24 protein-coding genes, 4 tRNA genes and 1 pseudogene are annotated in these 22,775 nt (G+C 58.9%); 18 read left to right on the top strand and 11 right to left on the bottom strand.

The features are described from left to right. Window positions 1-102 precede the first annotated feature (102 nt). On the bottom strand, window positions 103-1,446 hold the full coding sequence (gene gudD, locus EJA72_RS17410; protein WP_157712653.1) for a glucarate dehydratase: 1,344 nt from the start codon (window positions 1,444-1,446) through the stop codon (window positions 103-105). Between the two features lie 24 nt (window positions 1,447-1,470). Beyond that, window positions 1,471-2,817 (bottom strand): MFS transporter, encoded by a 1,347-nt coding sequence (locus EJA72_RS17405; protein WP_178129405.1) that lies wholly within the window; start codon window positions 2,815-2,817, stop codon window positions 1,471-1,473. Between the two features lie 282 nt (window positions 2,818-3,099). Here EJA72_RS17405 and EJA72_RS17400 point away from each other — a divergent pair, with 282 nt between their 5' ends. Next, complete coding sequence (locus tag EJA72_RS17400; RefSeq protein ID WP_157712652.1) at window positions 3,100-3,819, top strand: FadR/GntR family transcriptional regulator; 720 nt, start codon at window positions 3,100-3,102, stop codon at window positions 3,817-3,819. 165 nt (window positions 3,820-3,984) lie between these two features. Here EJA72_RS17400 and EJA72_RS17395 read toward each other — a convergent pair whose 3' ends face one another. Then, complete coding sequence (locus tag EJA72_RS17395; protein ID WP_157712651.1) at window positions 3,985-4,881, bottom strand: DMT family transporter; 897 nt, start codon at window positions 4,879-4,881, stop codon at window positions 3,985-3,987. Between the two features lie 97 nt (window positions 4,882-4,978). Between EJA72_RS17395 and EJA72_RS17390 the strand changes: the two genes are divergently transcribed. Both EJA72_RS17390 and EJA72_RS17385 read left to right on the top strand, forming a co-directional pair. After that, window positions 4,979-5,842, top strand: a complete 864-nt coding sequence (locus EJA72_RS17390) for a LysR family transcriptional regulator (RefSeq protein WP_157712650.1) — start codon at window positions 4,979-4,981, stop codon at window positions 5,840-5,842. Window positions 5,843-6,114: 272 nt separating this feature from the next. Continuing rightward, on the top strand, window positions 6,115-7,176 hold the full coding sequence (locus EJA72_RS17385) for an AI-2E family transporter (protein WP_157712649.1): 1,062 nt from the start codon (window positions 6,115-6,117) through the stop codon (window positions 7,174-7,176). On the opposite strand, the gene EJA72_RS17380 is transcribed toward EJA72_RS17385, so the two are convergent. The 3 genes from EJA72_RS17380 to EJA72_RS17370 all read right to left on the bottom strand — a co-directional run bounded on the left by EJA72_RS17380 (window position 7,173) and on the right by EJA72_RS17370 (window position 8,252). After that, window positions 7,173-7,355 carry a hypothetical protein gene (locus EJA72_RS17380; protein ID WP_157712648.1) on the bottom strand — a complete coding sequence of 61 codons (183 nt, stop codon included), beginning with the start codon at window positions 7,353-7,355 and terminating at the stop codon, window positions 7,173-7,175. The two genes, EJA72_RS17385 and EJA72_RS17380, sit on opposite strands and share 4 nt — an antisense overlap. 112 nt (window positions 7,356-7,467) lie before the next feature. Further along, entirely contained in the window at window positions 7,468-7,662 is a 195-nt protein-coding gene (locus EJA72_RS17375; RefSeq protein WP_157712647.1) for a hypothetical protein, read from the bottom strand. A gap of 230 nt (window positions 7,663-7,892) precedes the next feature. Then, window positions 7,893-8,252 carry a hypothetical protein gene (locus EJA72_RS17370; RefSeq protein ID WP_157712646.1) on the bottom strand — a complete coding sequence of 120 codons (360 nt, stop codon included), beginning with the start codon at window positions 8,250-8,252 and terminating at the stop codon, window positions 7,893-7,895. Between the two features lie 245 nt (window positions 8,253-8,497). Between EJA72_RS17370 and EJA72_RS17365 the strand changes: the two genes are divergently transcribed. Next, a complete protein-coding gene (locus EJA72_RS17365; protein WP_157712645.1) occupies window positions 8,498-9,316 on the top strand; it encodes a shikimate 5-dehydrogenase in 819 nt (272 codons plus the stop codon). A gap of 96 nt (window positions 9,317-9,412) precedes the next feature. Here EJA72_RS17365 and EJA72_RS17360 read toward each other — a convergent pair whose 3' ends face one another. Then, entirely contained in the window at window positions 9,413-10,057 is a 645-nt protein-coding gene (locus EJA72_RS17360) for a DUF480 domain-containing protein (RefSeq protein ID WP_178129404.1), read from the bottom strand. 239 nt (window positions 10,058-10,296) lie between these two features. On the opposite strand from EJA72_RS17360, the gene EJA72_RS17355 reads away from it, so the two are divergent. Both EJA72_RS17355 and EJA72_RS17350 read left to right on the top strand, forming a co-directional pair. Beyond that, window positions 10,297-10,806, top strand: a complete 510-nt coding sequence (locus EJA72_RS17355; RefSeq protein ID WP_157712644.1) for a DUF1993 family protein — start codon at window positions 10,297-10,299, stop codon at window positions 10,804-10,806. 304 nt (window positions 10,807-11,110) lie between these two features. Beyond that, window positions 11,111-12,265 (top strand): MFS transporter, encoded by a 1,155-nt coding sequence (locus EJA72_RS17350; RefSeq protein ID WP_157712643.1) that lies wholly within the window; start codon window positions 11,111-11,113, stop codon window positions 12,263-12,265. A 7-nt stretch (window positions 12,266-12,272) separates the two neighbouring features. Here EJA72_RS17350 and nhaR read toward each other — a convergent pair whose 3' ends face one another. Further along, on the bottom strand, window positions 12,273-13,172 hold the full coding sequence (gene nhaR, locus EJA72_RS17345; protein ID WP_157712642.1) for a transcriptional activator NhaR: 900 nt from the start codon (window positions 13,170-13,172) through the stop codon (window positions 12,273-12,275). Window positions 13,173-13,307: 135 nt separating this feature from the next. Between nhaR and EJA72_RS17340 the strand changes: the two genes are divergently transcribed. Together EJA72_RS17340 and EJA72_RS17335 are read left to right on the top strand one after the other, a co-directional pair. Beyond that, window positions 13,308-13,550, top strand: a complete 243-nt coding sequence (locus EJA72_RS17340; RefSeq protein WP_157712641.1) for a hypothetical protein — start codon at window positions 13,308-13,310, stop codon at window positions 13,548-13,550. 29 nt (window positions 13,551-13,579) lie between these two features. Then, the gene (locus tag EJA72_RS17335) at window positions 13,580-14,329 is read left to right on the top strand and encodes a TerC family protein (protein ID WP_157712640.1); all 750 of its coding nucleotides are present in this window, start codon (window positions 13,580-13,582) and stop codon (window positions 14,327-14,329) included. A 74-nt stretch (window positions 14,330-14,403) separates the two neighbouring features. On the opposite strand, the gene EJA72_RS28980 is transcribed toward EJA72_RS17335, so the two are convergent. Then, on the bottom strand, window positions 14,404-14,571 hold the full coding sequence (locus tag EJA72_RS28980; RefSeq protein ID WP_178129403.1) for a hypothetical protein: 168 nt from the start codon (window positions 14,569-14,571) through the stop codon (window positions 14,404-14,406). Between the two features lie 166 nt (window positions 14,572-14,737). On the opposite strand from EJA72_RS28980, the pseudogene EJA72_RS17330 reads away from it, so the two are divergent. The 3 genes and pseudogenes from EJA72_RS17330 to EJA72_RS17320 all read left to right on the top strand — a co-directional run bounded on the left by EJA72_RS17330 (window position 14,738) and on the right by EJA72_RS17320 (window position 15,998). Continuing rightward, window positions 14,738-15,465, top strand: a pseudogene (locus EJA72_RS17330) (peptidase C39 family protein). A gap of 93 nt (window positions 15,466-15,558) precedes the next feature. Beyond that, the gene (locus tag EJA72_RS17325; protein ID WP_157712638.1) at window positions 15,559-15,765 is read left to right on the top strand and encodes a DUF6021 family protein; all 207 of its coding nucleotides are present in this window, start codon (window positions 15,559-15,561) and stop codon (window positions 15,763-15,765) included. Window positions 15,766-15,782: 17 nt separating this feature from the next. Beyond that, window positions 15,783-15,998, top strand: a complete 216-nt coding sequence (locus EJA72_RS17320) for a hypothetical protein (RefSeq protein WP_157712637.1) — start codon at window positions 15,783-15,785, stop codon at window positions 15,996-15,998. A gap of 125 nt (window positions 15,999-16,123) precedes the next feature. Here the strand turns inward: EJA72_RS17320 and pbpG are convergent, their stop codons facing one another. Together pbpG and folD are read right to left on the bottom strand one after the other, a co-directional pair. Continuing rightward, window positions 16,124-17,062, bottom strand: coding sequence for a D-alanyl-D-alanine endopeptidase (pbpG, locus tag EJA72_RS17315; protein ID WP_178129402.1), 939 nt, complete (start codon window positions 17,060-17,062; stop codon window positions 16,124-16,126). A 239-nt stretch (window positions 17,063-17,301) separates the two neighbouring features. After that, window positions 17,302-18,156, bottom strand: coding sequence for a bifunctional methylenetetrahydrofolate dehydrogenase/methenyltetrahydrofolate cyclohydrolase FolD (folD, locus tag EJA72_RS17310; protein ID WP_157712636.1), 855 nt, complete (start codon window positions 18,154-18,156; stop codon window positions 17,302-17,304). 275 nt (window positions 18,157-18,431) lie between these two features. On the opposite strand from folD, the gene EJA72_RS17305 reads away from it, so the two are divergent. The 7 genes from EJA72_RS17305 to clpX all read left to right on the top strand — a co-directional run bounded on the left by EJA72_RS17305 (window position 18,432) and on the right by clpX (window position 22,749). Continuing rightward, window positions 18,432-18,508: transfer RNA gene (locus tag EJA72_RS17305), tRNA-Arg, on the top strand. Window positions 18,509-18,541: 33 nt separating this feature from the next. Then, a tRNA-His gene (locus EJA72_RS17300) sits at window positions 18,542-18,617 on the top strand. Between the two features lie 57 nt (window positions 18,618-18,674). Next, a tRNA-Leu gene (locus tag EJA72_RS17295) sits at window positions 18,675-18,759 on the top strand. 78 nt (window positions 18,760-18,837) lie between these two features. Next, window positions 18,838-18,913, top strand: a tRNA-His gene (locus EJA72_RS17290). Between the two features lie 400 nt (window positions 18,914-19,313). Continuing rightward, window positions 19,314-20,624, top strand: a complete 1,311-nt coding sequence (gene tig / locus EJA72_RS17285) for a trigger factor (RefSeq protein WP_157712635.1) — start codon at window positions 19,314-19,316, stop codon at window positions 20,622-20,624. Window positions 20,625-20,717: 93 nt separating this feature from the next. Further along, on the top strand, window positions 20,718-21,353 hold the full coding sequence (gene clpP / locus EJA72_RS17280; RefSeq protein ID WP_017339698.1) for an ATP-dependent Clp endopeptidase proteolytic subunit ClpP: 636 nt from the start codon (window positions 20,718-20,720) through the stop codon (window positions 21,351-21,353). A 112-nt stretch (window positions 21,354-21,465) separates the two neighbouring features. Further along, complete coding sequence (gene clpX, locus EJA72_RS17275) at window positions 21,466-22,749, top strand: ATP-dependent Clp protease ATP-binding subunit ClpX (RefSeq protein ID WP_007946893.1); 1,284 nt, start codon at window positions 21,466-21,468, stop codon at window positions 22,747-22,749. Window positions 22,750-22,775 lie beyond the last annotated feature (26 nt).

The raw sequence follows: 22,775 nt of genomic DNA, 5'->3' as shown, positions 1-22,775 counted from the left end.
AGCCTGCTCGCGATGGCGGACTTTCAGTCACATAAATGCAAAATGTGCCGCCGTCATCGCGAGCAGGCTCGCTCCCACAGGGGATTGTGGTGTGCCGAGAGGTTAGCGCACCAGGCACGGCCGCTTGTTATCGAACGTCCAGCCCGGAATCAAAAACTGCATCGCCACGCTGTCGTCCCGCGCACCCAGTCCCATGCCCTTGTACAACTCATGGGCCTTGGCCAACTGGTCCATGTCCAGTTCAACCCCCAGCCCCGGCGCCTTCGGCACCTGCACGCAACCCTCGACGATTTGCAGCGGGGCTTTGGTCAGGCGTTGGCCGTCCTGCCAGATCCAGTGTGTGTCGATGGCGGTGATGTCGCCCGGCGCGGCGGCCGCGACGTGGGTGAACATCGCCAGGGAAATATCGAAGTGGTTGTTGGAATGCGAGCCCCAGGTCAGGCCCCATTCGTGGCACATCTGCGCCACGCGAACCGAACCCTGCATGGTCCAGAAGTGCGGGTCGGCCAGCGGGATGTCCACCGATTGCAACTGGATCGCATGCCCCATTTCCCGCCAGTCGGTGGCGATCATGTTGGTCGCGGTTTTCAGGCCCGTGGCCCGACGGAATTCAGCCATGACTTCGCGGCCCGAGTAACCGTTTTCTGCACCGCACGGGTCTTCGGCATAGGCGAGGACGTGATGCTGATCCCTGCACAGGCGAATCGCTTCTTTCAGTGACCACGCGCCATTCGGATCAAGGGTGATGCGCGCATCGGGAAAGCGTTCGGCCAGGGCGGTGACGGCTTCAATCTCTTCATCGCCGCTGAGCACGCCGCCCTTGAGTTTGAAGTCCTTGAACCCGTAACGGGCGTGAGCGGCCTCGGCCAGGCGTACCACGGCCTCGGCGGTCATGGCTTTTTCGTGACGCACGCGGAACCAGTCGTTGTCGGCCTCGGGTTCGCTGCGGTAAGCCAGGTCGGTGGCGTGACGATCACCGACATAAAACAGGTAGCCGAGCATTTTCACTTCGTCGCGCTGCTGGCCTTCGCCGAGCAGGGCGGCAACCGGCACGTCCAGGTGCTGACCGAGCAAATCCAGCAGCGCCGCTTCCAGGCCGGTGACCGCGTGAATGGTGATGCGCAGGTCGAACGTCTGCAAACCACGGCCGCCGGCATCGCGGTCGGCGAAGGTCTGGCGCACCTGGTTGAGGATCTTCTGATACGTGCCGATCGGGCTGCCGACCACCAGGCTACGCGCGTCTTCCAGGGTCTGGCGAATGCGCTCGCCACCCGGCACTTCGCCGACGCCGGTGTGGCCGGCGTTGTCCCTGAGGATGACAATGTTGCGCGTGAAAAACGGACCGTGGGCGCCGCTCAGGTTGAGCAGCATGCCGTCGTGACCGGCCACCGGAACCACTTGCATGCTGGTGATGATCGGGGCTTTTGCAGTGTCGTGTGCGTTCATTTTCTTGTCCTTATGGAACAGCGATCAGGCGTGGTGAGGCGATGGTTTGCCCAGCGCAGCGGCCGGTGCGGTTTTCGGTGTGTTGCGTGCGGCGAAGACGATGATCGCGGCAATGATCGACGTGGCAGCCAGGCCGTACAGCCCGCCCTGAATCGAACCGGTGTGTTCTTCCAGCAGGCCGAAGGTGGTCGGCGCGACGAAGCCGCCAAGGTTGCCCACCGAGTTGATCAGCGCGATCACGCCAGCGGCGATCCGTGCATCCAGGTACGCCTGGGGAATCGGCCAGAACAGCGACGAAGCGGATTTGAAACCCAGTGCCGCGAAGCAGATCGCCACGAAGGCGAAGATCGGGCCGCCAGTGGTGGACATGAACATCCCGGCAGCGGCAATCAGCAGGGCGGCGGCGACCCAGGCTTGCTGGTGTTTCCATTTCGCCGAGAGCGAGGCGAAGGCGTACATGCCGACAATCGACAGTAACCACGGGATCGAGTTGAACAGCCCGACCTGAATGTCACTGAGGTCGCCCATTTTCTTGATGATGCTCGGCAACCAGAACGTCGCGGCATAAATGGTCAGCTGAATGAAGAAGTAGATCAGGCAGAACAGGATGATCTGGCGGTCCTTGAGCAGCGTGCCCAGTGACGGTTTGATCGGCGTCGCCGCTTCACGGGCCAGTTGTTCATCGTCGATGGCCTTGACCAGCGCGTCTTGTTCTTCGCGGCTCAGCCATTTGGCGTCGTGGGGTTTGGAGTCGAGCCAGAACCAGACGAATACGCACAGCCCGACGGAGAACATGCCTTCGATGAAGTACATCCATTGCCAGCCGTGCAGGCCGAATCCGCTGATTTGCAGGAGCAGCCCGGACAGCGGGCCGGAAATTAAAGAGGCAACCGCCGAACCGCTGAGGAAGATCGCAATCGCCTTGCCCCGTTCGACGCCGGGCAACCAGCGAGTGAAGTAGTAAATCACCCCGGGGAAGAACCCGGCTTCCGCGACGCCCAACAGAAAACGCAGGATGTAGAAGTGGGTTTCGGTCTGGATAAATGCCATGCCGGCGGCCACCAGGCCCCAGGTCAGCATGATGCGGGTCAGCCAGATTCGCGCGCCGACTTTTTGCAGGAGGATGTTGGACGGGACTTCGAACAGCGCGTAGCCGATGAAGAACAGCCCTGCGCCGAGGCCGTAGGCGGCAGCCCCGATGCCCAGGTCATGTTCCATGTGGGTGCGGACGAAGCCGATGTTCACGCGGTCGATGTAGTTGACGATGAACATGATGACGAACAGCGGCAGAACGTGGCGTTTCACTTTCGAGATGGCGGATTTCAGGGCCGAATCGGCGCCGTCATCCAGACCGGATAGGGATTTATTCACTGCGTTGTCTCCCACTGATTATTTTTATGCGGGGTGTAACGGGTGCTGCGTTGTTGCTAGACATCATACAACTGTGTTTTTTCGATCTGCAAGGGTTAATGTCCAACAAAATGGCGCTTTAAATAGCGTTTGTTATTCGTTTGTTTGGGAGGTGGCCGCCTATCAGAAGGCGTTTTACGCGAGGTTGTTGAGTGTTGTCATACAAGTTAGGGCGCTTTTGTTAAGGATTCCACTCAGTCACAGTGCTACGCTCGCGTTAGCCCCCGCTCCCGGAAAATCACCATGCAAGAAGATTTCGACGACGCGCCCGCCCGCAAGCGCACGCACAACCTGGCCCATGACCTGGTCACCAAACTGACCCAGAGCATCCTGCTCGGCCAGATGCTGCCCGGGGACAAACTGCCGTCCGAGAACGCCATCGTTCTGGAATACGGGGTCAGTCGGACCGTGGTGCGCGAGGCGATCTCGAAGCTGCAGGCGTCGGGGCTGGTGGAAACCCGGCATGGCATCGGTACGTTTGTGATCGAGCGCGCGCCGGAGCAGGGGCTACGCCTGAATGTCGATACCGCGCTGGGGGTGCGCAGTATTCTGGAGTTGCGCCTGGGCCTGGAAACCCAGGCTGCCGCGCTGGCCGCATTGCGCCGCACCGATCAGCAACTGGCGCAGATGCGCGAGGCGCTGGACGACTATCAACGCCTGCTCGCCAACAACGACAGCTGCGTCGAGGCCGACAGGCGCTTTCATCTGCTGATCGCCGAAGCCACCGGCAATGTGTGCTTTACCGACATCATGCAGCACCTGGGTAACGCCATGATTCCCCGAACCCGCCTCAACGCCGTCGAGCGCGGCGCGGCGGATTTGAGCAAGCTGGGGCAGCTGGCCAATCTCGAGCACGAGGCGATCCTCAACGCCATCAAGCGCCAGGACGCCGATGCGGCGCGGGCCGCGATGTGGCTGCACCTGACCAACAGTCGCGACCGGTTTCTGGCGGATCGCGGGTAGCTGTCGGTCTGCTCGATTGCTTCGGGTTTTGTGTGTGCCAGGTTGACCGTGTCATCGTTCATCGCGAGCAGGCTCACTCCCACAGGGGATTGGCGGTGTTCACACGATCAATGTGGGAGCGAGCCTGCTCGCGATTGCGCCCGATGCATCGACACTTATCCGTGATCAGTCACTGGCCAATCGAATCACCACCCGCCGCTCCAGATTCAACGCCAACACACTGACCAGCACCACCATCCCCCCGACAGCAATCATCACCGTCGTCTGTTCGCCCAACGCAAACGACGCGATCGCCATCGCCGTCGGCGGCACCAGGTACAACGTCATCGCTGCCCGGCTCAAATCCACATGCGCCAGCACATAGGCCCAGGCGAGATACGCCAACGCACTGGGAAACACGCCCAGTCCGATCACCGCCAACTGCACCGGCATCGGTGCCTTCATCACCTGGTCCGCCAGGCCGGGAAGAAACACCAGCAGCAACGCCGTGCCCGACCACACCGTGTAACACACCAGCGTCAGGCCGTCGTAACGTCCGGTGTGATGCTTCTGCAGTGCGAAGTAAACACTCCAGGACAGCGCCGCCAACAGGATCAATAAACCGTGGGCGTCGAGACTGCCCAGCCCGTGATCGCCTGCCACCACAATCACCACGCCGATCAACCCCAGAACAACGCAGCCCCAACGCCACAGGCTGACCCGGTTCCTGAAGACGAACCGCGCGAGCAGCGTGCTGAACAGCGGCGTTGATTGCGCCAGTACGCTGGACGCGCCCGCGCTGACGCCTTGTTGGCCGAAATTGATCGACACGTGATGCAGGGCGACCGCAAAGAAACCGAGCGCGAACAGCAGTGGCACATCGCGCAACGCGGGCAGACGAATGCCTTTGAACACGGCGACCACGGCCATGAAGACCGAGGCCAGCAGAAACCGCAGCAACGCGAGGTGAGCCGGATCGTAGGCGCGTAAACCGATGTGGATGCCGGTAGGGGAATACGCCCAGCAAGCGACGACAAATGCCATCGCCAGGATGATGTTGAGGGAGGGTGGGCAGGGCTTCATTTGTCAGGCACCAGTGGGCAGATGCACCGAGTATCAGAACTCAGGTTGCTCACCACAACTGACTTATACTGCGCTAAATATTCACTTTTGGTGATGTATGGAGCTGGCTCAGATTCGCATGTTCAAGACGGTTGCCGAGCTCGGCAGCATCGCCCGGGCCGCCGAGCAATTGCATTGTGTGCCGTCGAACATCACGGCTCGGATCAAGACACTCGAGGTGGAGCTGGGTGTTGCGCTGTTTTTGCGCGAGGGGCGCGGGCTGCGCATCAGTCCTTCGGGGCAGACCTTCCTGACCTACGCCTCGAAAATCCTTGCGCTCACGGCGGAAGCCAAGCGCGCCGTGGACCCGTCCGCCGAGCCGTCCGGCCCGTTGCGCATCGGCGCCATCGAATCCTCGGCCACCGGCCGTTTGCCGCGTTTGCTCGCCAAGTTCCACAAACGCTATCCGGCGGTGGCGCTGGAACTGACCACCGGCACGTGGAGCCAGTTGCTCGATGACACGGCCAGCCACCGGCTCGACGGCGCGATCGTCGCCGTGGACGTCGAGCGCTCGCCCCTTAAACGAACGCCGATGTACCGCGAAGACCTGTTGCTGATTGCCTCGACATCGCTGGGGCCGGTGCGTGGCATCGAGGATTTGCAGGACAAGACCGTCTTCATGTGGCCTCAGGGTTGCCCTTATCGGGCGGCGCTGGAGCATTGGTTGCTGCGCCAGGGGCAGGCGTTGCCGATTGTCAGCCTCGCCAGTTACGGCGCGATTGTCGGTTGCGTGAGTGCGGGGGCGGGGGTTGCGCTGGTGCCGAAAGGGGTTTTCGATCAATACGCCAAAGGCGCGGGGTGCGCGGGGTATGAGTTCCCTGAGCTGTCGGCAGTCGAGAACCTGTTTTACTGGCATGAAAACGCCGGGGTCCACCCGGCGCGAGAGGCGTTTGTGGCGATGTTGCGTGAAGAGTTCGCCTGACGCTTTCCCTCTGTAGGAGCGAGCTTGCTCGCGATGGTCGTTAACGATTACGCGTTTTTACTGGCTAAGCGCGGTGCTCTTGAGTCCATTGCGAGCAAGCTCGCTCCTACAAGTGGGCGCGTGTGTTCAATAGTGCGCCCTCGGCGTTCATCGATCTGGATCTATGCTTGATAAGCAAACGGATGGCACTCGCGCGAACCGTGGCGGACTAAGCATCAGGACGGCTCTTTATTCAAGAGCATGCGCCCCCTGCGGACTGACATGGATCGGACATGAACGAAGAGACGGTACACAACAAATCGCTGGTCATCCTGCTCGGGGTCGTCACCGCTGCGTTCATCTGGATTCTGCTGCCGTTCTACGGTGCGGTGTTCTGGGCGGTGATCCTCGGCATTCTCTTCGCGCCGCTGCAGCGTCGGCTGCAGCTGAAGTTCGGCTGGCAACGCAACGTGACCTCGCTGCTTACCCTGAGTATCTGCCTGGTGATCGCCATCCTGCCGGTGATCATCCTCAGTATCCTGCTCGTGCAAGAGGGGGCCACGCTGTACAAGAGCATCGAAAGCGGCGAGCTCGACATTGCGGGGTACGTGTCCCATTTCAAACACAGCCTGCCGCCGTACTTCCAGCACTTGCTCGATCGGGCCGGGGTCGGTGAACTGAACGGGCTGCGGGAGAAAATCATCAAGAGCGCGGTGACTGGCAACGAATTCATCGCCACCCAGGCTTTCAGTTTCGGCCAGGGCACGTTCGATTTCGTGGTGGGTTTTTTCATCATGCTCTACTTGCTGTTTTTCTTTTTGCGCGACGGCGCCGAACTGGCGCGCAAGGTCCGCGCCGCCGTGCCGCTGGAGGAACACCAGAAACGCCGCTTGCAGCTCAAGTTCAACCGCGTGGTGCGGGCCACGGTGAAGGGCAACCTGCTGGTGGCCATCACGCAAGGCGCGTTGGGCGGTTTGATTTTCTGGTTTCTGGATATTCCGAGCGCGTTGCTCTGGGCGGTGCTGATGGCGTTTCTGTCGCTGTTGCCAGCGGTGGGGGCGGGGATTGTCTGGGGGCCGGTGGCGGCGTTTTTCCTGTTCACCGGCGCGATCTGGCAAGGCGTGGTGCTGGGGTTGTTCGGCGTTTTTGTCATCGGCCTGGTGGACAATGTGCTGCGACCGATCCTGGTGGGCAAGGACACCAAGATGCCGGATTACCTGATCCTCATCTCGACCCTCGGCGGTCTGGCGATCTTCGGCCTCAACGGCTTTGTCATCGGACCCTTGATCGCCGCGCTGTTCATGTCGAGCTGGGCGATCTTCCTCGAAACCAAACCGCGGATTCAGTTGCCTTAGGCGCTGAGTTTCCCGGCGACGATGCGTTGCGACAGTGCTTGGGCATCAGGCAGCGAAGTGAGCGGGCCGCTGATCGGTTCGCCGTCCTGAATCAGGTACCAGCAAACGAGCATTCCCAGTTCTCTGAGAGGGGCGGGAACCGCACTGCCGATAACGGACATGATCTGAACCTGGGACATACGTACCTCCATCAATCTATGGAGCTACATTACGGGCCCGGCGATTTTTCGGACAATCAACGCTTTCGATAGTGGTCATTGATAACAGCGAGGGCAGACGACTGCCTGTCGCTCAATCGACCACCAGGTCCAGCATATGAACCACTTCCTGCTCGTTCAGCAGGCCTTTGCGCACCAGGTTTTCAGCCAGCAGCGAAAGAAATTTGGCGCTGCGATGGCCTTCCAGGTGCTTGAGTTCGGTCAATGCGGTGTACACCTTGCTGGAAGTGCACAGAGCGACATTGCGGTGCGGGTTTTGTGTGGGCATGCGCTCGTCCTTGTTTTTATCGGCTGTTGTTAACGGACAGGTCCAAGCTTGCGGACCTGGCATGACAAAAATATGACCGTTTCCCTGCAGTCGGGCCGGTCAACCCAGTCAATCTTGCCAAGTTGAGCCAAGGGGACTGTCCCGACAGCGACCTTGACGAGGTCTATCCAGACCTCTACCGACAGACGGTCACAAAAAAGCCCCGCTGTTGAGGCGGGGCTGATGAGCTGTTACCAGCGACCATAATGCGGGCCGTAGTAGCCGCGCGGAGGACCGTAGTAGCGGGGCGGGCCGTAGTAAACCGGTGGTGGGGCGACGTACACCGGTTGCTGCACATACACCGGGGCCGGCTGGTAATAAACCGGTGGCGGCTGTTGCACATAAACGGGTTGCGGCTGAGCGTACACCGGTTGCTGGACGTAGACCGGCCGGTTGCTGTTGATAATGGCCGAGCCGACGATGGCTGAACCGACGATCGCGCCGAATACCGCTGGACCTTCCCAACCGCCACCACCGCCATGGGCTTCTGCCTGCCCTGCGACAGCGAGAACACCGATCAGCAAGGCTACTGTGGGGATTTTACGGATCATGATAATTCCTCGGTTCTTCGACCCGGCGCTTGCGTCTGCAATAGACCCAAGGATTGTCGCGGGGATACATCTAAGACAGCGCTTTTCTGAAAATCAGCACGGCCGTTAGGTAAATTTTGTGTAAGGTCTGTACCGGCTTCCTTACCGACCTGTGATGCCTCGCGCAGACAGGCCAATATGATCGAACAGAACCCGATGGATTGGCTAATCCCGTCCATCTGAAAGTGCTATTGAAGGAGATTCACATGCAGATGAACCCCAACAAAGACACCCAGTTGTGCATGTCCCTCTCGGGGCGTCCGGGTAACTTTGGCCTGCGATTTCACAATCATCTGTACGAACAACTGGGCCTGAATTTCTATTACAAGGCGTTCAGCAGCAAAGACCTGACCGGCGCGGTCGGCGGTATTCGCGCGCTGGGGATTCGGGGCTGCGGCGTCTCGATGCCGTTCAAGGAAGCCTGCATCGCGCTGGTCGATGAACTGGACGCGTCCGCGGCGGCCATTCAGTCGATCAATACCATCGTCAACACGGACGGCCACCTCAAGGCGTACAACACCGATTACATCGCCATCGAACAACTGCTCAAGACCCACGAAGTGCCCAAGGACTCGACCTTTGCCTTGCGCGGCAGCGGCGGCATGGCCAAGGCTGTGGCCAGCGCCTTGCGCGATGGTGGCTACACGAATGGTTTGATCATTGCCCGTAACGAACAGACGGGCCGGGCGCTGGCTGAATCCCTGGGCTATCAATGGCAAGCGGAGTTGGGCAGCCAGCGACCGCAGATGCTGATCAACGTCACGCCGATCGGCATGACGGGCGGGCCTGAAGCCGATCAACTCGCGTTCGACGCTGAAGCGATCAAGTCTGCAGACACCGTCTTCGATGTGGTGGCCATTCCCTCGGAAACACCGTTGATCGTGCGCGGTCGCGCCGAAGGCAAACGCGTGATCACCGGCCTTGAGGTCATCGCGATCCAAGCGCTGGAGCAGTTCGTGCTGTACACCGGCGTACGCCCGACGGATGAGCAGTTTCACCAAGCCGTCGAGTTTGCCCGGAGCTAGCCATCGCATCCGCCTTGTAGCATCAGCCTCGCAGGCTCGGCAGCTGCTACAGGGCGGACGTACATCGGGCGGATGCATCCGTGCAGACGATTTGAGTTATTCGAGGCGCGCCAACCGTTCTTCCAGTGCCGCTATGCGTGCCTCGAGCTCTTCGATTCGTTCAACCGAAACACCGCCACCACCGCGCTCCACCGGATTTTGCCGGGCAGCGAGGATCACTTCGATATCCGCCGGGTCACCCAAAGCGTGCATGTAGCGGTCTTCGCGCTGGCCTGCCTGACGCGGAATCAGCAGCGCCAGGCCGCGCGCGATCAGGCGTTCCAGTTGATGCACCACCTGCTCCGCGTCTTCAAACTCATGCATGCGCCCGCTTCGGGTCAACAGTTCGTTGACGGTCTGCGGGCCTCGCAGAAATAGCAGCCCGGTCAGAATCACCTGTGCCGGCACCAATTCCAGCGCCTTATCGACCTTGTGCTCCCAGCGATCCGCACGGCTGCCCATCACCAATTTGGTAAAGCCGTGGCCCTCAAGGGCGCGCAAGCTCTGGCCGACCTGGCCCTGGGTCAGGTTCATCACCGGTTCGCGGCTGGTTTTCTGGTTGCAGGCAATCACCAGGGCGTTGAGGGTCAACGGATAGGTTTCCGGGCTGGTGGCCTGTTTCTCGATCAGCGAGCCCAGGATGCGGATTTCCGTGCTGTTGAGTCGTGGCTCGTCGAAGGTCGTCTCTTGCTCAGTGGTCACAGTGTCTGGAACCTCGCTAACGGTGGGTAATGATGTTCTTGGCTAATAAGACCTCGTAGTGGGAGGTTAGTCGAGCATTGCTGGCGTGCAGGCCTGCATTTTTCGTGGATCGGGCCGGCCGATGCCCAAGGCCGTCTCGGTGGCCCGGCGCTGCGGCAGCTGAAAAAGACCGGTCGCGAGGGGGGCGGGCATGGCTATAATCGGTCGACGTTTCCCTCCTGTCACCACACGAGACTGCCATGACCATTTCCCTGTACGACGCTTCCGTCCCTGTTTTCAAGCAAATGCTCACCGCCCTGAGCGATGTATTGAACAAGGCCGAAGCCCACGCGACAGCCAAGAACATTGACCCGAATGCGTTCCTGCAAGCCCGCCTGTACCCGGACATGTTCCCCCTGGTGCGTCAGGTGCAGATCGCCGTCGATTTCGCCAAAGGCGTTTCCGCGCGTCTGGCTGAAGTCGAACTGCCGAAGTACGACGACAGCGAAACCACCTTCGCCGACCTGCAAGCGCTGCTGAGCAAGGTTCTGGCCTTCATCGGCGAGATCAAGCCAGAGCAGATCAATGGCAAGGAAGGCATCGAGATCATCACCCGTCAGGGCACGCCGAAAGAGAAGCGCTTCACCGGCCAGGCTTACCTGCTGAGCTACGGCCTGCCGCAGTTCTTCTTCCATGTCACCACCGCTTACGCACTGCTGCGTCACAACGGCGTTGAAGTGGGCAAGCGCGATTACATGGGCGCGTTCTAAACCGTCCGCGTACAAACAAGCCCCCGCAGCCTCAGGTTGCGGGGGCTTTTTAATTTCTAAACACCGCGATCCCTGTAGGAGCGAGCTTGCTCGCGATGGTCGTTAACGATAACGCGTGTTTGCTGACTAAACGCAGCGTGCTTGAGTCCATCGTCGGAACGCCGCCCGGAGCAAGCTCGCTCCTACAGGGGCAGGTTCGTGCAACTTTGATCGGACACACTCTGTTAAGATTCGCCTTCCTCATTTTCAGGTATGCCAGTGGGCCTTCGGGCTGTCGCTGGTGTTGTCGTTTTCCGGAGTTTGCATGCTGTTTCCCATCCTTCTGTTGTCCGCCGCCGGTTTCACGGTGCTGACCACGGAATTCATCATCGTCGGCCTGTTGCCGGCCATCGCTCGAGACCTTGAGGTCAGCATTCCCCAGGCGGGTTTGCTGGTGACGCTGTTCGCGTTCACCGTCGCCGCATTCGGCCCATTTCTGACGGCGTACTTCGCCAGGTTTGAGCGGCGCAAGTTGTTCGTCTCGGTGCTGATCATGTTCGGTCTGGCCAATACCCTGGCGGCACTGGCGCCGAACATCTGGGTGATGGCGCTGGCCCGGCTGATTCCGGCACTGGGCCTGACGGTGTTCTGGGCGCTGGCCAGCGAGACGGCGGTGAGCATCGTCGGACCTGACTTCGCCGGACGGGCCGTGGCCAAGATCGGGTTCGGGATCGTCTGCGCCACGGTGTTCGGTATTCCGGTGGGCACGCTGATTTCCGATGCGTTCGGCTGGCGCAGTGCCTTCGGCCTCCTGGCGGTCATCGCGTTCGCCAAGGCCTTGCTGCTGTTCATCTACCTGCCGAAAACCGATCTGCACCTGCGCCAGGTGAGTTTCCGCTCGCAGTTCAAGATCCTGCGCAGCCCGTTGATGCTCGGCCATGTGCTGCTGTCGATTATTGTCTTCAGCGGCATGTTCACGGCCTACACCTACCTCGCCGACATCCTCGAGCGCCTGGCCGGTTTCAACGGCACGGTGGTCGGCTGGTGCCTGATGGGCTTTGGCGCCGTGGGATTGATCGGCAACTCGTTGGGCGGTCGCGCGGTGGACCGTCATCCGCTGATCGCTTCGATGATGTTCTGCGCATTCATGATTGCAGGCCTGGTGGCGTTGGTGCCGAACATTCATTCGCCTTTCGGCCTGGCGGCGGCCATGGCCATCTGGGGTGTGACTCAGGCGGCGTTGTTCCTGGTCAGTCATGTGCGCTTGATGAAAGCCGCACCTGAAGCCCCGGCCTTCGCTGCGTCGCTGAACATCTCCGGGGGCAATCTCGGGATCGGGCTGGGTGCGCTGATCGGCGGACGGGTCATCGACTCCGTTGGCTTGCAAGGGCTGGGTTTCGCGGCAGCCGCGTTCATCCTGGTTTCGATCCTTTTGGCCATGGCCTTGATGACGTTCAAGCCGCGCGAAATCTGCGCCTGAGCGTCATTTAGATCTCGGTAAACAACTCGCGCCGGGCACCTTCGGTAATGGCGACAATGCCGGGGTGCTTGACCTTGCGTTCTACCGAAATGGCGTAGAACGACTCGGTCACCGCGTCGGTCTGGCCGATCAGCTCAACGCCGTATTGGCGTTTTACTTCGTCGGCGATCACGCTCGGGCCGATGAAGATCCCGCTCCCCGATTGGCCGAAGGCCTGCATCAACGCGCTGTCGTCGAACTCACCGACGATTCGCGGTTGAATCTGCTGTTCGGCAAACCAACGCTGCAAGCGACTGCGCACCACGGTTTCCGGCCCCGGAATCAGCAGCGGCGCGCCATGCAGGCTGCGAGGGAAATCCTGGCCATATTGCGTCGCCAGTTCAGCGGTGGCGAAGAAGCTGATCCCGCATTCCCCGAGTTTTTGGCTGTAGCCCTTGATGTCCAGGTGCGACGGCATCGGGCTGTCGGAAATCACCAGGTCCAGGCGCTGGATGGCCAGGTCGGCGAGCAGGCGTTCCAGTTTGTCTTCGCGACAGCTGATCCGCAGCGGCTCGCTCAGCTCCATGGTCGGCGCGATCAGGCGATGGACGATGGATTTTGGCACCACATCCGCCACCCCCACCCGAAACAGAATCTGCTGTTCATTGGGCTGCGCGCGCAGCATCAATTCCAGTTCGCCCCCTAGCTGAAACATTTGCTCGGCGAAAGGCAGTGCCTGGCGGCCGGCTTCGGTCAGTTCCAGTTGCCGGCCTACCCGGCGAAACAACTCGATTCCGTAGGTCTGTTCGAGCAGCGAAATCTGCCCGCTGATGGTCTGTGGCGTCAGGTTCAGCTGCTCGCAGGCGCGCACGATGCTGCCCGTCTTGGCGACCACCCAGAAATAATGCAGTTGCCGATAGTTGAGCATGACGACCTACAGTTCGTAAAAATCGAAGTATAACCGGTAAAAATACGAATTTTCCTGAACTGTTTGTCTCCCTAGAATGCCTCGCTATCAACGGGCCATTGTTTCGGTCCGTTCTGATCTATCGAGGAAAGCATCATGAAGCTTAAAACCACGGCCCTGCTGATTGTGTCTTTACTGGTACTGGCCGGTTGTGACCAGGCCGAGAAAAGCGCCCAACAATTGATGGGCAAGGCTGCCGAAACCGCCAAGCAAGCCATCGATGACACCCACAAAGCCGCCGAGCAAGCGCTGAGCGATGCCACCAGCGGCTTGATCAGCAAGAAAGAACAACCGGTCAAAGAGGCGGATAAACCCGACTCTTCGTCCCAGGAAATCTAAACCGTCTTAAACCGAGTCAGGACTGACCCATGGAATACCTTTTAGAACTGGTTGCAAGCCCCACCGCCTGGGTCGCCCTGGCCACGTTGATCGTGATGGAAATCGTGCTCGGCATCGATAACCTGATCTTTATCTCGATCCTGACCAACAAGCTGCCAGAGCAGCACCGGCAGAAGGCGCGGCGCATCGGTATCGGCATGGCGCTGATTCTGCGTCTGGCGTTGCTGAGCACCATCGCGTTTATCGTTAAGTTGACGGAGCCGGTGATCGACATCCTCGGCCAGGCGTTCTCCTGGAAGGACATGATCCTGATCGCCGGTGGCCTGTTCCTGTTGTGGAAGGCAACCACAGAGATCCATCACAGCATGGACCCGGCGCCAGAAGATCCAGCCTCGAAGACGTCGACGGTGACCCTGGGTTTCGCCGCCGCGATCGGGCAGATCCTGATGCTGGACATGGTGTTCTCCATCGACAGCATCATTACCGCCGTCGGCATGACCGAGCATTTGCCGATCATGATCATCGCGGTAGTGGTGTCGGTGCTGGTGATGTTGCTGGCGGCTGACCCGCTGGCCAAGTTCATCAACGACAACCCGACGGTTGTCATGCTGGCCCTGGGCTTCCTGATCATGATCGGCATGACGCTGATTGCAGAAGGCTTCGGCGCCCACGTACCGAAAGGCTATGTGTATGCGGCCATGGCGTTCTCGGCAACGATCGAGGGCTTGAACATGATGTCGCGACGGGCCAGGCAGAAGCGCATCAGCGCTGAGGCGTAATCCGCGATAAACAAAACGGCCGCCTGCGCTCGAAAGAGCCCAGGCGGCCGTTTTTGTTTGTGGTGTTTAAACAATCAGTGCGCGGTCACGGGACGTGCGGCTGTTTCGGCTTTCGGCGCCTCGGTCGATTGGGCGGGGTGGTGATGGTGCCGGCGCGCAATCCGCAGGACGCCCCACAACATGGCGGCGGCAACGGCCAACCAGCTGAAAATCAACATTGCAATGGTCATCGTCAGGCTCATCTGTGCCTCCTCTTTGCCCTGCTGCGGGCGCACACGCTTGCTAGTGACAGTCTAGTCGCTGATGTATTTCAGGCTATTGACCAAAGGTCGCGTGACACCAACCACTTCGCTCTATCGGAGGCAATCAACTACCGGTTAAGGCTATACCGGCGGCGCGCGGCATCCTATGATCGACAGCCAAGCCGGGAGCGCGGATGCCTGGCGTCTGAACAGAGAGTGATGATGGTGCGGCTATTTTCTCGAATTCTATCGGCGGGGCTGATTGTGGGCTGTGTCGCAGGTCTGGCGGGTTGCGCGGGAAGCGTGGCGCCGGAGATCAAGCGCCTGCCGGAGCGTGTCGAACTCAGTGGACGGTTCTATCGGGGCGTGGCCAATCAGAGTGGGCCGCAAGTGCTGGCCAGCATGTTGTCCCAGCAAGGCGTGGTGATTACGCCGGGCTTGCTCGACAAACCCCTGCATTTGCCCGGTGCCGAAGCGCAATTGCAGCAGAACATGCAAAACCTCGCCCGCGAGTACGGCATGGTGGTTTATCCCCTTGACAGTAATCTGCCGGCGTTGTTGACCCAGGTCGCAGCCGGTTATCCGGTGATGGTGCGCTTCACTGAGGGTTCGGCGTTCTGGACTGAGCCCCGTTATGCCATTCTCGCCGGCTACAACCGCAATAAGCAGACCGTGTTGTTGCGCTCCGGAATGGACCGCCAAAACCTGATGAGCTTCAGTTCCTTTGAATCGGCGTTCAAGGATGCCGGTGGCTGGGCTGTGCTGATCCAGAGACCGAACCAGATTCCAGCGAACGTCGATCAGCAGCGCTGGCTGAAAGCGGCGAGCGATCTGGGGCAGGCAGGGCAGGAGCAGGCGGCCGCGCGGGCCAGGCAGGCGCTGACAGCCCAGTAGGTTCCGTTCGTCATCTGCACGGCACTGCCACCCTCCGTTGACCTCTTACGGATAAGGCCCGCAAGTCCGCGGGTCAGTATCCAGGAGGCGCCCATGGCACATTCCACGTCACCCACAGGTCCGCACTCGTCCGAGCATTCTTCGGGCAATGAATTGGGTTTTGACCCCGATTCGCCGGATCTCGCCGACCCTCAGGTGGACCCCATCGGACCTGCCAAGGCACCCCGGGATGTAAAACCAGGCGAGGAGGGCAAGGCGCCGGCGAAGCCTTACGACCCGCTTGCCGATCTGAAACCCTAGATCTCACAGAGGTGCGTATGTCTACCGATTCGAGTTTCGACGACAAACGTCCGGACAGCGTTCCGACAACCCCGGAGGAGGGCGTTGATCCGGTGATGGATCCGAACGATCCGTTAAGGGATCCGCTGGCGCGTCCGATGGGGGTGCCAACGGAACATCCCCAGCGCACCAGAGATCCGAGTGCCGGTGACGGCATTCCGGATGACGATCAGATGCCGCTGCCCAATGATTAGTAAAACTGTAGGAGCGAGCTTGCTCCGGGCGGCGTTCCGACGATGGTCGCTAACGATAACGCGGGATTACTGTTTGACCCCGGCGCTCTTAGCCCATCGCAAGCAAGCTCGCTCCTACAAGATAATTACTTCGAGGCCTCGACCACACCGCTTTGACGATGCTTGAGGTTCTTCTCCGATTTGTACTGCAAGGCTACCGACGGCACGTCTGCGCCTTTGCCGGTTTCGACCCAATTGCGAATCCGTGTGGCATCGGCAAAGTGGGTGTACTTGCCGAACGCATCGAGGATCACCAGCGCCACTGGGCGATTGCCCATGCTGGTCACCAATACCAGGCAGTGGCCGGCTTCGTTGGTAAAACCGGTTTTCGTGATTTTGATGTCCCAGTTTGGCTTGCCGATCAAATGGTCGGTGTTGCGGAAACCCAGGCTGTAGTTAGGTTTGCGGAACGACACGGTTTTTTCTTTGGTGGTGCTCAGCTCGGTCAGGATCGGGTACTTGTGCGCGGCGATCAGCAGTTTGCTCAGGTCGCGTGCCGTCGACACGTTACGCGGCGAAAGGCCGGTCGGTTCGACGTAGTGGGTGCTGGTCATGCCCAGCGCTTTGGCCTTGGCGTTCATTGCGGCGATGAAGGCCACGTAGCCGCCCGGATAGTGGTGCGCCAGGCTGGCGGCCGCACGGTTTTCCGAGGACATCAGGGCAATCAGCAGCATTTCCCGACGGGGCATTTCGCTGTTGAGTTTGACCCGGGAAAACACACCCTTCATTTCCGGCGTGTCACTGATGTTGATGGAGATGTATTCATCCATGTTCTGTTTGGCTTCAACCACAACCAGCGCCGTCATCAGTTTGCTGACAGACGCGATCGGCACAACCACATCCGGGTTGCTGGCGTAGATGACTTTGTTGGTCTGCAGATCCATCAGCAAAGCGCTGCCGGAAGCGATCTTCAAATGTGTCGTATCGCGTGGTGCCCCGGTGGTATCAGCGGCGTTGACCGCTGGCGTGATGAACGTCCCTGTAAATGCAAAAAATAGGCTCAGGATGGAAAGACGGATTTTCACGCTGGCAGACTCATAAGGTGTGGATTAGCCGTTTTGTAACGGGCTGTTTCTTAAAAACCGACGCATTCTAGGAGTATGGCTGAAGAACTGTCGATAGTTGTTCAATGAACAGGTGAAAGTCCTTGAAAACCCCTACAAAACAGCAGGTTTCCGGCGAATGGTCGTGTTATTTCTCCGGGCAAAAAGAACCCCGCCATTGGCGGGGTCTTTTTGTTCGTCGCTGACGTCGCCGCGTGAACTCAGCTGTGCAGTGTTTCCGCTGCGTACAGCGTGTTTTCCAAAAGGCAGGCGCGGGTCATCGGACCAACGCCACCCGGTACGGGGGTGATCCAGCTGGCGCGGGGCAGGGCGGTTTCGTAGATCACGTCACCGACCAGCTTGCCGTCTTCCTGGCGGTTGATGCCGACGTCGATCACGATCGCGCCTTCCTTGATCCACTCACCCTTGACCAGCCCCGGCTTGCCGGCGGCTACGACCACCAGGTCGGCACGGCCGACGTGGCCGGCCAGATCCTTGGTGAAACGGTGGGTGACGGTCACGGTGCAACCGGCCAGCAGCAATTCCATCGCCATCGGGCGGCCGACGATGTTGGACGCGCCAACGATCACGGCGTCCATCCCGTAAAGATCGGCACCGGTGCTTTCCAGCAGCGCCATGATCCCTTTGGGTGTGCATGGGCGCAGCAGCGGAATACGCTGGGCCAGGCGACCGACGTTATAAGGGTGGAAGCCGTCAACGTCTTTGTCCGGACGAATGCGCTCCAGTAGTTTGGAGGCGTCCAGGTGTTCAGGCAGCGGCAGCTGAAGCAGAACGCCGTCGATTGCCGGGTCGTCGTTCAGGCGATCGATCAGATCGGCCAGCGCTTCTTGAGTGGTTTCGGAAGGCAGGTCATAGGCTTGGGAAAGGAAGCCGACCTCTTCACAGTCTTTACGCTTGTGCGAGACATAAACCTGAGAGGCAGGATCGCTGCCGACCAGGATCACCGCGAGACCGGGCGTGCGCAGGCCTTGCTGGCGACGCTCGGTGACGCGTTTGGCGATCTGCTGGCGCAGGCTGGCGGCGATCGATTTGCCGTCGATTAGTTGTGCAGTCATTGCGCGTGATTAACCATCGAGAGGGGAAAAAAAGAGAACGCATTCTCGCATGTCATGCGGTGAGGGCAAAGGCGCTTGGTCTGCAAATTCCTCTAACCCCTTTAATTAAATGAATTTTTTTTAAAAAGGATTTGACGCCCTTTGGGGCGGTCTATACTATTCGTCGCACTTGTCGGGCACAGCCTAGCACTGGTTAAGAAGGTCGAGCAGAGTTACGGTTCTGCAAGGCTGGAAAGCACTTAGTTTGTAGTCGTCCAAGAGTACAGATTAACAAGGCGCCCGTAGCTCAGCTGGATAGAGCATCCGCCTTCTAAGCGGATGGTCGCAGGTTCGAGTCCTGCCGGGTGCGCCATTTAGGCAGCTTTGGCACAAGTAGCGCGATATGGTGGGCGTAGCTCAGTTGGTAGAGCACGGGATTGTGACTCCCGTTGTCGAGGGTTCGATCCCCTTCGTCCACCCCATATTTCAAAAGGCGCCAGATTAACAGTCTGGCGCCTTTGCTTTAACAGCTTCGAATCGCGGATGTGGTGGAATTGGTAGACACACTGGATTTAGGTTCCAGCGCCGCGAGGCGTAAGAGTTCGAGTCTCTTCATCCGCACCAAATAATGCTTCGCCCATGCCGTCTGGCATGAGTGGGGCTCTACAAAGAAGCTGTTTGGCTTCCTTGTTGCGCAATATGGTGGGCGTAGCTCAGTTGGTAGAGCACGGGATTGTGACTCCCGTTGTCGAGGGTTCGATCCCCTTCGTCCACCCCATATTCCGAAAGGCGCCAGATTTAACAGTCTGGCGCCTTTTTTGTTTTAGTGGTTAGCGTTTAGCGGCTGCAGGTTCTGGGTCGCAGGAGCAGGGCGTTTCGTCGTATTTATGTTTCTCGATGATGCTGCACTGCCCGCCGGCCTTGCTCGCGAGATCGGCTGTCAGGGAGATGAATGACAACCGCTTCTATATATAGAAGGGTTGGCGCAGAGCCCTGGCGTGATTGGCTGTATTTGCCACCGGAGCGAGATGCTTTCATGCATTCGCACCTATAAATTGCCTGCTGCGTTTTTACCCGTTTTCAGTAGGGTGACTTCTTGAGTTTGACCCACTAGAATGCATGCCCTTGATTCTGGGGTCGGAAACGGCCGGCTAACGTCTGTGCAACGAGGAATATCCATGCAAGTTTCTGTTGAAAATACTTCTGCTCTTGAGCGCCGCATGAGCATCACCGTGCCGGCTGAGCGCATCGAGACTCAGGTCAACAAGCGTCTGCAGCAGACTGCCCAAAAGGCCAAGATTGCTGGCTTCCGTCCAGGCAAAGTGCCGATGAGCGAAATCAAGCGCCGCTTTGGTGCTGATGCGCGTCAGGAAGCTGTAGGCGACGTGATCCAGTCCTCTTTCTACGAAGCTGTGGTTGAGCAGAAGCTGAACCCGGCTGGCGCTCCTTCGATCGAGCCAAAATCCCTGGAAGCTGGCAAAGACCTGGAATACGTCGCGATTTTCGAAGTGTTCCCTGAGTTCACCGTTGCCGGTTTCGAAGGCATCGCTGTCGAGCGCCTGAGCGCCGACGTGGCTGACGCCGATCTGGACAAGATGCTGGACGTGCTGCGCAAGCAGAACACCCGTTTCGAAGTGACCGATCGCGCCGCTCAGAACGAAGACCAGCTGAACATCGATTTCGTCGGCAAGGTCGACGGTGAAGTGTTCGCTGGCGGTTCCGCCAAAGGTACTCAGCTGGTTCTGGGTTCCGGCCGCATGATCCCTGGCTTCGAAGACGGTCTGGTTGGCGCTAAAGCCGGCGAAGAGCGCGTTCTGAACCTGACCTTCCCAGAGGACTATCAGAACCTCGACCTGGCCGGCAAGACTGCTGAGTTCACCGTCACCGTGAACACTGTTTCCGAGCCAAAACTGCCAGAACTGAACGAAGAGTTCTTCGCTCAATTCGGCATCAAGGAAACCGGTCTGGAAGGCTTCCGCACCGAAGTTCGCAAGAACATGGAGCGCGAGCTGCGTCAGGCAATCAAATCCAAGGTCAAGAATCAGGTAATGGACGGTCTGCTGGCCACCAACCCGATCGAAGTGCCAAAGGCTCTGCTGTCCAACGAAGTTGACCGTCTGCGCGTGCAGGCTGTTCAGCAGTTCGGTGGCAACATCAAGCCTGACCAACTGCCGGCCGAGCTGTTCGAAGAACAAGCCAAGCGTCGCGTTGTGCTGGGTCTGATCGTGGCTGAAGTGGTCAAGCAATTCGACCTCAAGCCTGACGAATCCCGCGTTCGTGAAATGATTCAGGAAATGGCTTCGGCCTACCAAGAGCCTGAGCAGGTTGTGTCCTGGTACTACAAGAACGACCAGCAACTGAACGAAGTCCGTTCGGTTGTGCTGGAAGAACAAGTTGTGGATACTGTTCTGCAGAAGGCTAACGTGACCGACAAATCGGTCTCTTACGAAGAAGCAGTCAAGCCGGTAGAAGCTCCACAAGCCGACTGATCGTTTTTGCGGTAAGAAGAACACACCATAAGCCAGCCTTCGTGCTGGCTTATGCGTATTCAAGACATAACTATTTGGGAGTGACTGCAGAGCATGTTCCGTAATTCGTATATTCAGCAGAACTCTGATATCCAGGCCGCAGGCGGCCTGGTCCCGATGGTTGTCGAGCAGTCCGCTCGTGGCGAGCGCGCCTACGACATTTACTCGCGTCTTCTGAAAGAGCGAGTGATCTTTCTGGTGGGTCCTGTAGAAGACTACATGGCCAACCTGATCTGTGCGCAGCTGCTGTTCCTTGAAGCGGAAAACCCGGACAAGGACATCCATCTCTATATCAACTCCCCGGGCGGTTCGGTGACAGCGGGCATGTCGATCTACGACACCATGCAGTTCATCAAGCCAAACGTCTCGACCACCTGCATCGGTCAGGCTTGCAGCATGGGCGCGTTTTTGCTGACGGCTGGCGCCCCTGGCAAGCGTTTCTGCCTGCCGAACTCGCGTGTGATGATTCACCAGCCACTGGGCGGTTTCCAGGGGCAGGCGTCGGATATCGAAATCCATGCCAAGGAAATCCTGTTCATCCGTGAGCGTCTCAACACGCTGATGGCCAAGCATAGCGGGCGTACACTCGAAGAAATCGAGCGTGACACCAACCGCGACAATTTCATGAGCGCAGAAGCTGCTCGTGAATATGGGTTGATCGACGAAGTGATCACCCAGCGCCCCGCTTAAAATAAGCAGCTCAAAATAAGGTGGGTCAGCGGGTCTGATCACCAGCGGGCTTGAAAAAGCCCGCAATAGCCTTCATCTTGTGTTGCAAGCCTATCGGATTTGGATCGAACGAATGACTGACACCCGCAACGGCGAGGACAACGGCAAGCTGCTCTATTGCTCCTTCTGTGGCAAAAGCCAGCATGAAGTGCGCAAATTGATTGCCGGCCCCTCGGTCTTTATCTGCGACGAGTGCGTCGACCTGTGCAATGACATCATCCGTGAGGAGGTGCAGGAAGCCCAGGCCGAAAGCAGCGCGCATAAATTGCCTTCGCCTAAAGAAATCAGCGGCATCCTTGATCAATACGTCATTGGTCAGGAACGTGCCAAAAAGGTTCTGGCCGTAGCGGTGTACAACCACTACAAGCGCCTGAACCAGCGTGACAAAAAGAATGACGACGTCGAACTCGGCAAGAGCAACATCTTGCTGATCGGCCCGACAGGCTCGGGTAAAACCCTGCTTGCCGAAACACTGGCCCGTTTGCTGAACGTTCCGTTCACCATCGCCGACGCAACCACCCTCACCGAGGCGGGTTACGTAGGTGAAGATGTCGAGAACATCATTCAGAAGCTGCTGCAGAAGTGCGATTACGACGTGGAAAAAGCCCAGATGGGCATTGTCTACATCGATGAGATCGACAAGATCTCGCGCAAGTCTGACAACCCGTCGATCACCCGGGACGTTTCCGGTGAAGGCGTGCAGCAGGCCCTGCTCAAGTTGATCGAAGGCACGGTCGCTTCCGTTCCGCCTCAAGGTGGTCGCAAGCATCCGCAGCAGGAATTCCTTCAGGTCGACACCCGTAACATCCTGTTCATCTGCGGTGGTGCGTTCTCCGGTCTGGAAAAGGTTATTCAAAACCGTTCCACCAAGGGCGGCATCGGTTTCAACGCGGAAGTGCGCAGCAAGGAAGAAGGCAAGAAAGTCGGTGAGTCCCTGCGTGAAGTCGAGCCTGACGATCTGGTCAAGTTCGGTCTGATCCCGGAATTCGTCGGTCGTCTGCCGGTCCTGGCTACGCTGGACGAGCTCGACGAGGCTGCTCTGATGCAGATTCTCACCGAGCCGAAAAATGCTCTGACCAAACAGTATGCCAAGCTGTTCGAGATGGAAGGCGTTGACTTGGAGTTCCGGGCTGATGCGCTGAAATCGGTCGCCAAGCGTGCCCTGGAACGTAAAACCGGTGCTCGTGGTCTGCGTTCGATTCTCGAAGGTGTATTGCTCGACACTATGTATGAAATCCCCTCGCAGTCCGAGGTGAGTAAAGTAGTGATCGATGAAAGCGTTATAGAAGGCAAGTCCAAGCCACTGTATATCTACGAAAACAGTGAGCCGGCTGCCAAGGCCGCGCCAGACGCTTAAGCGTCACGCTGCTGGAATAAAGAAGG

It is taken from the genome of Pseudomonas sp. PB120 (assembly GCF_009761815.1).
Classification (GTDB): domain Bacteria; phylum Pseudomonadota; class Gammaproteobacteria; order Pseudomonadales; family Pseudomonadaceae; genus Aquipseudomonas.
This window is presented reverse-complemented; position numbering and strand designations above follow the sequence as displayed.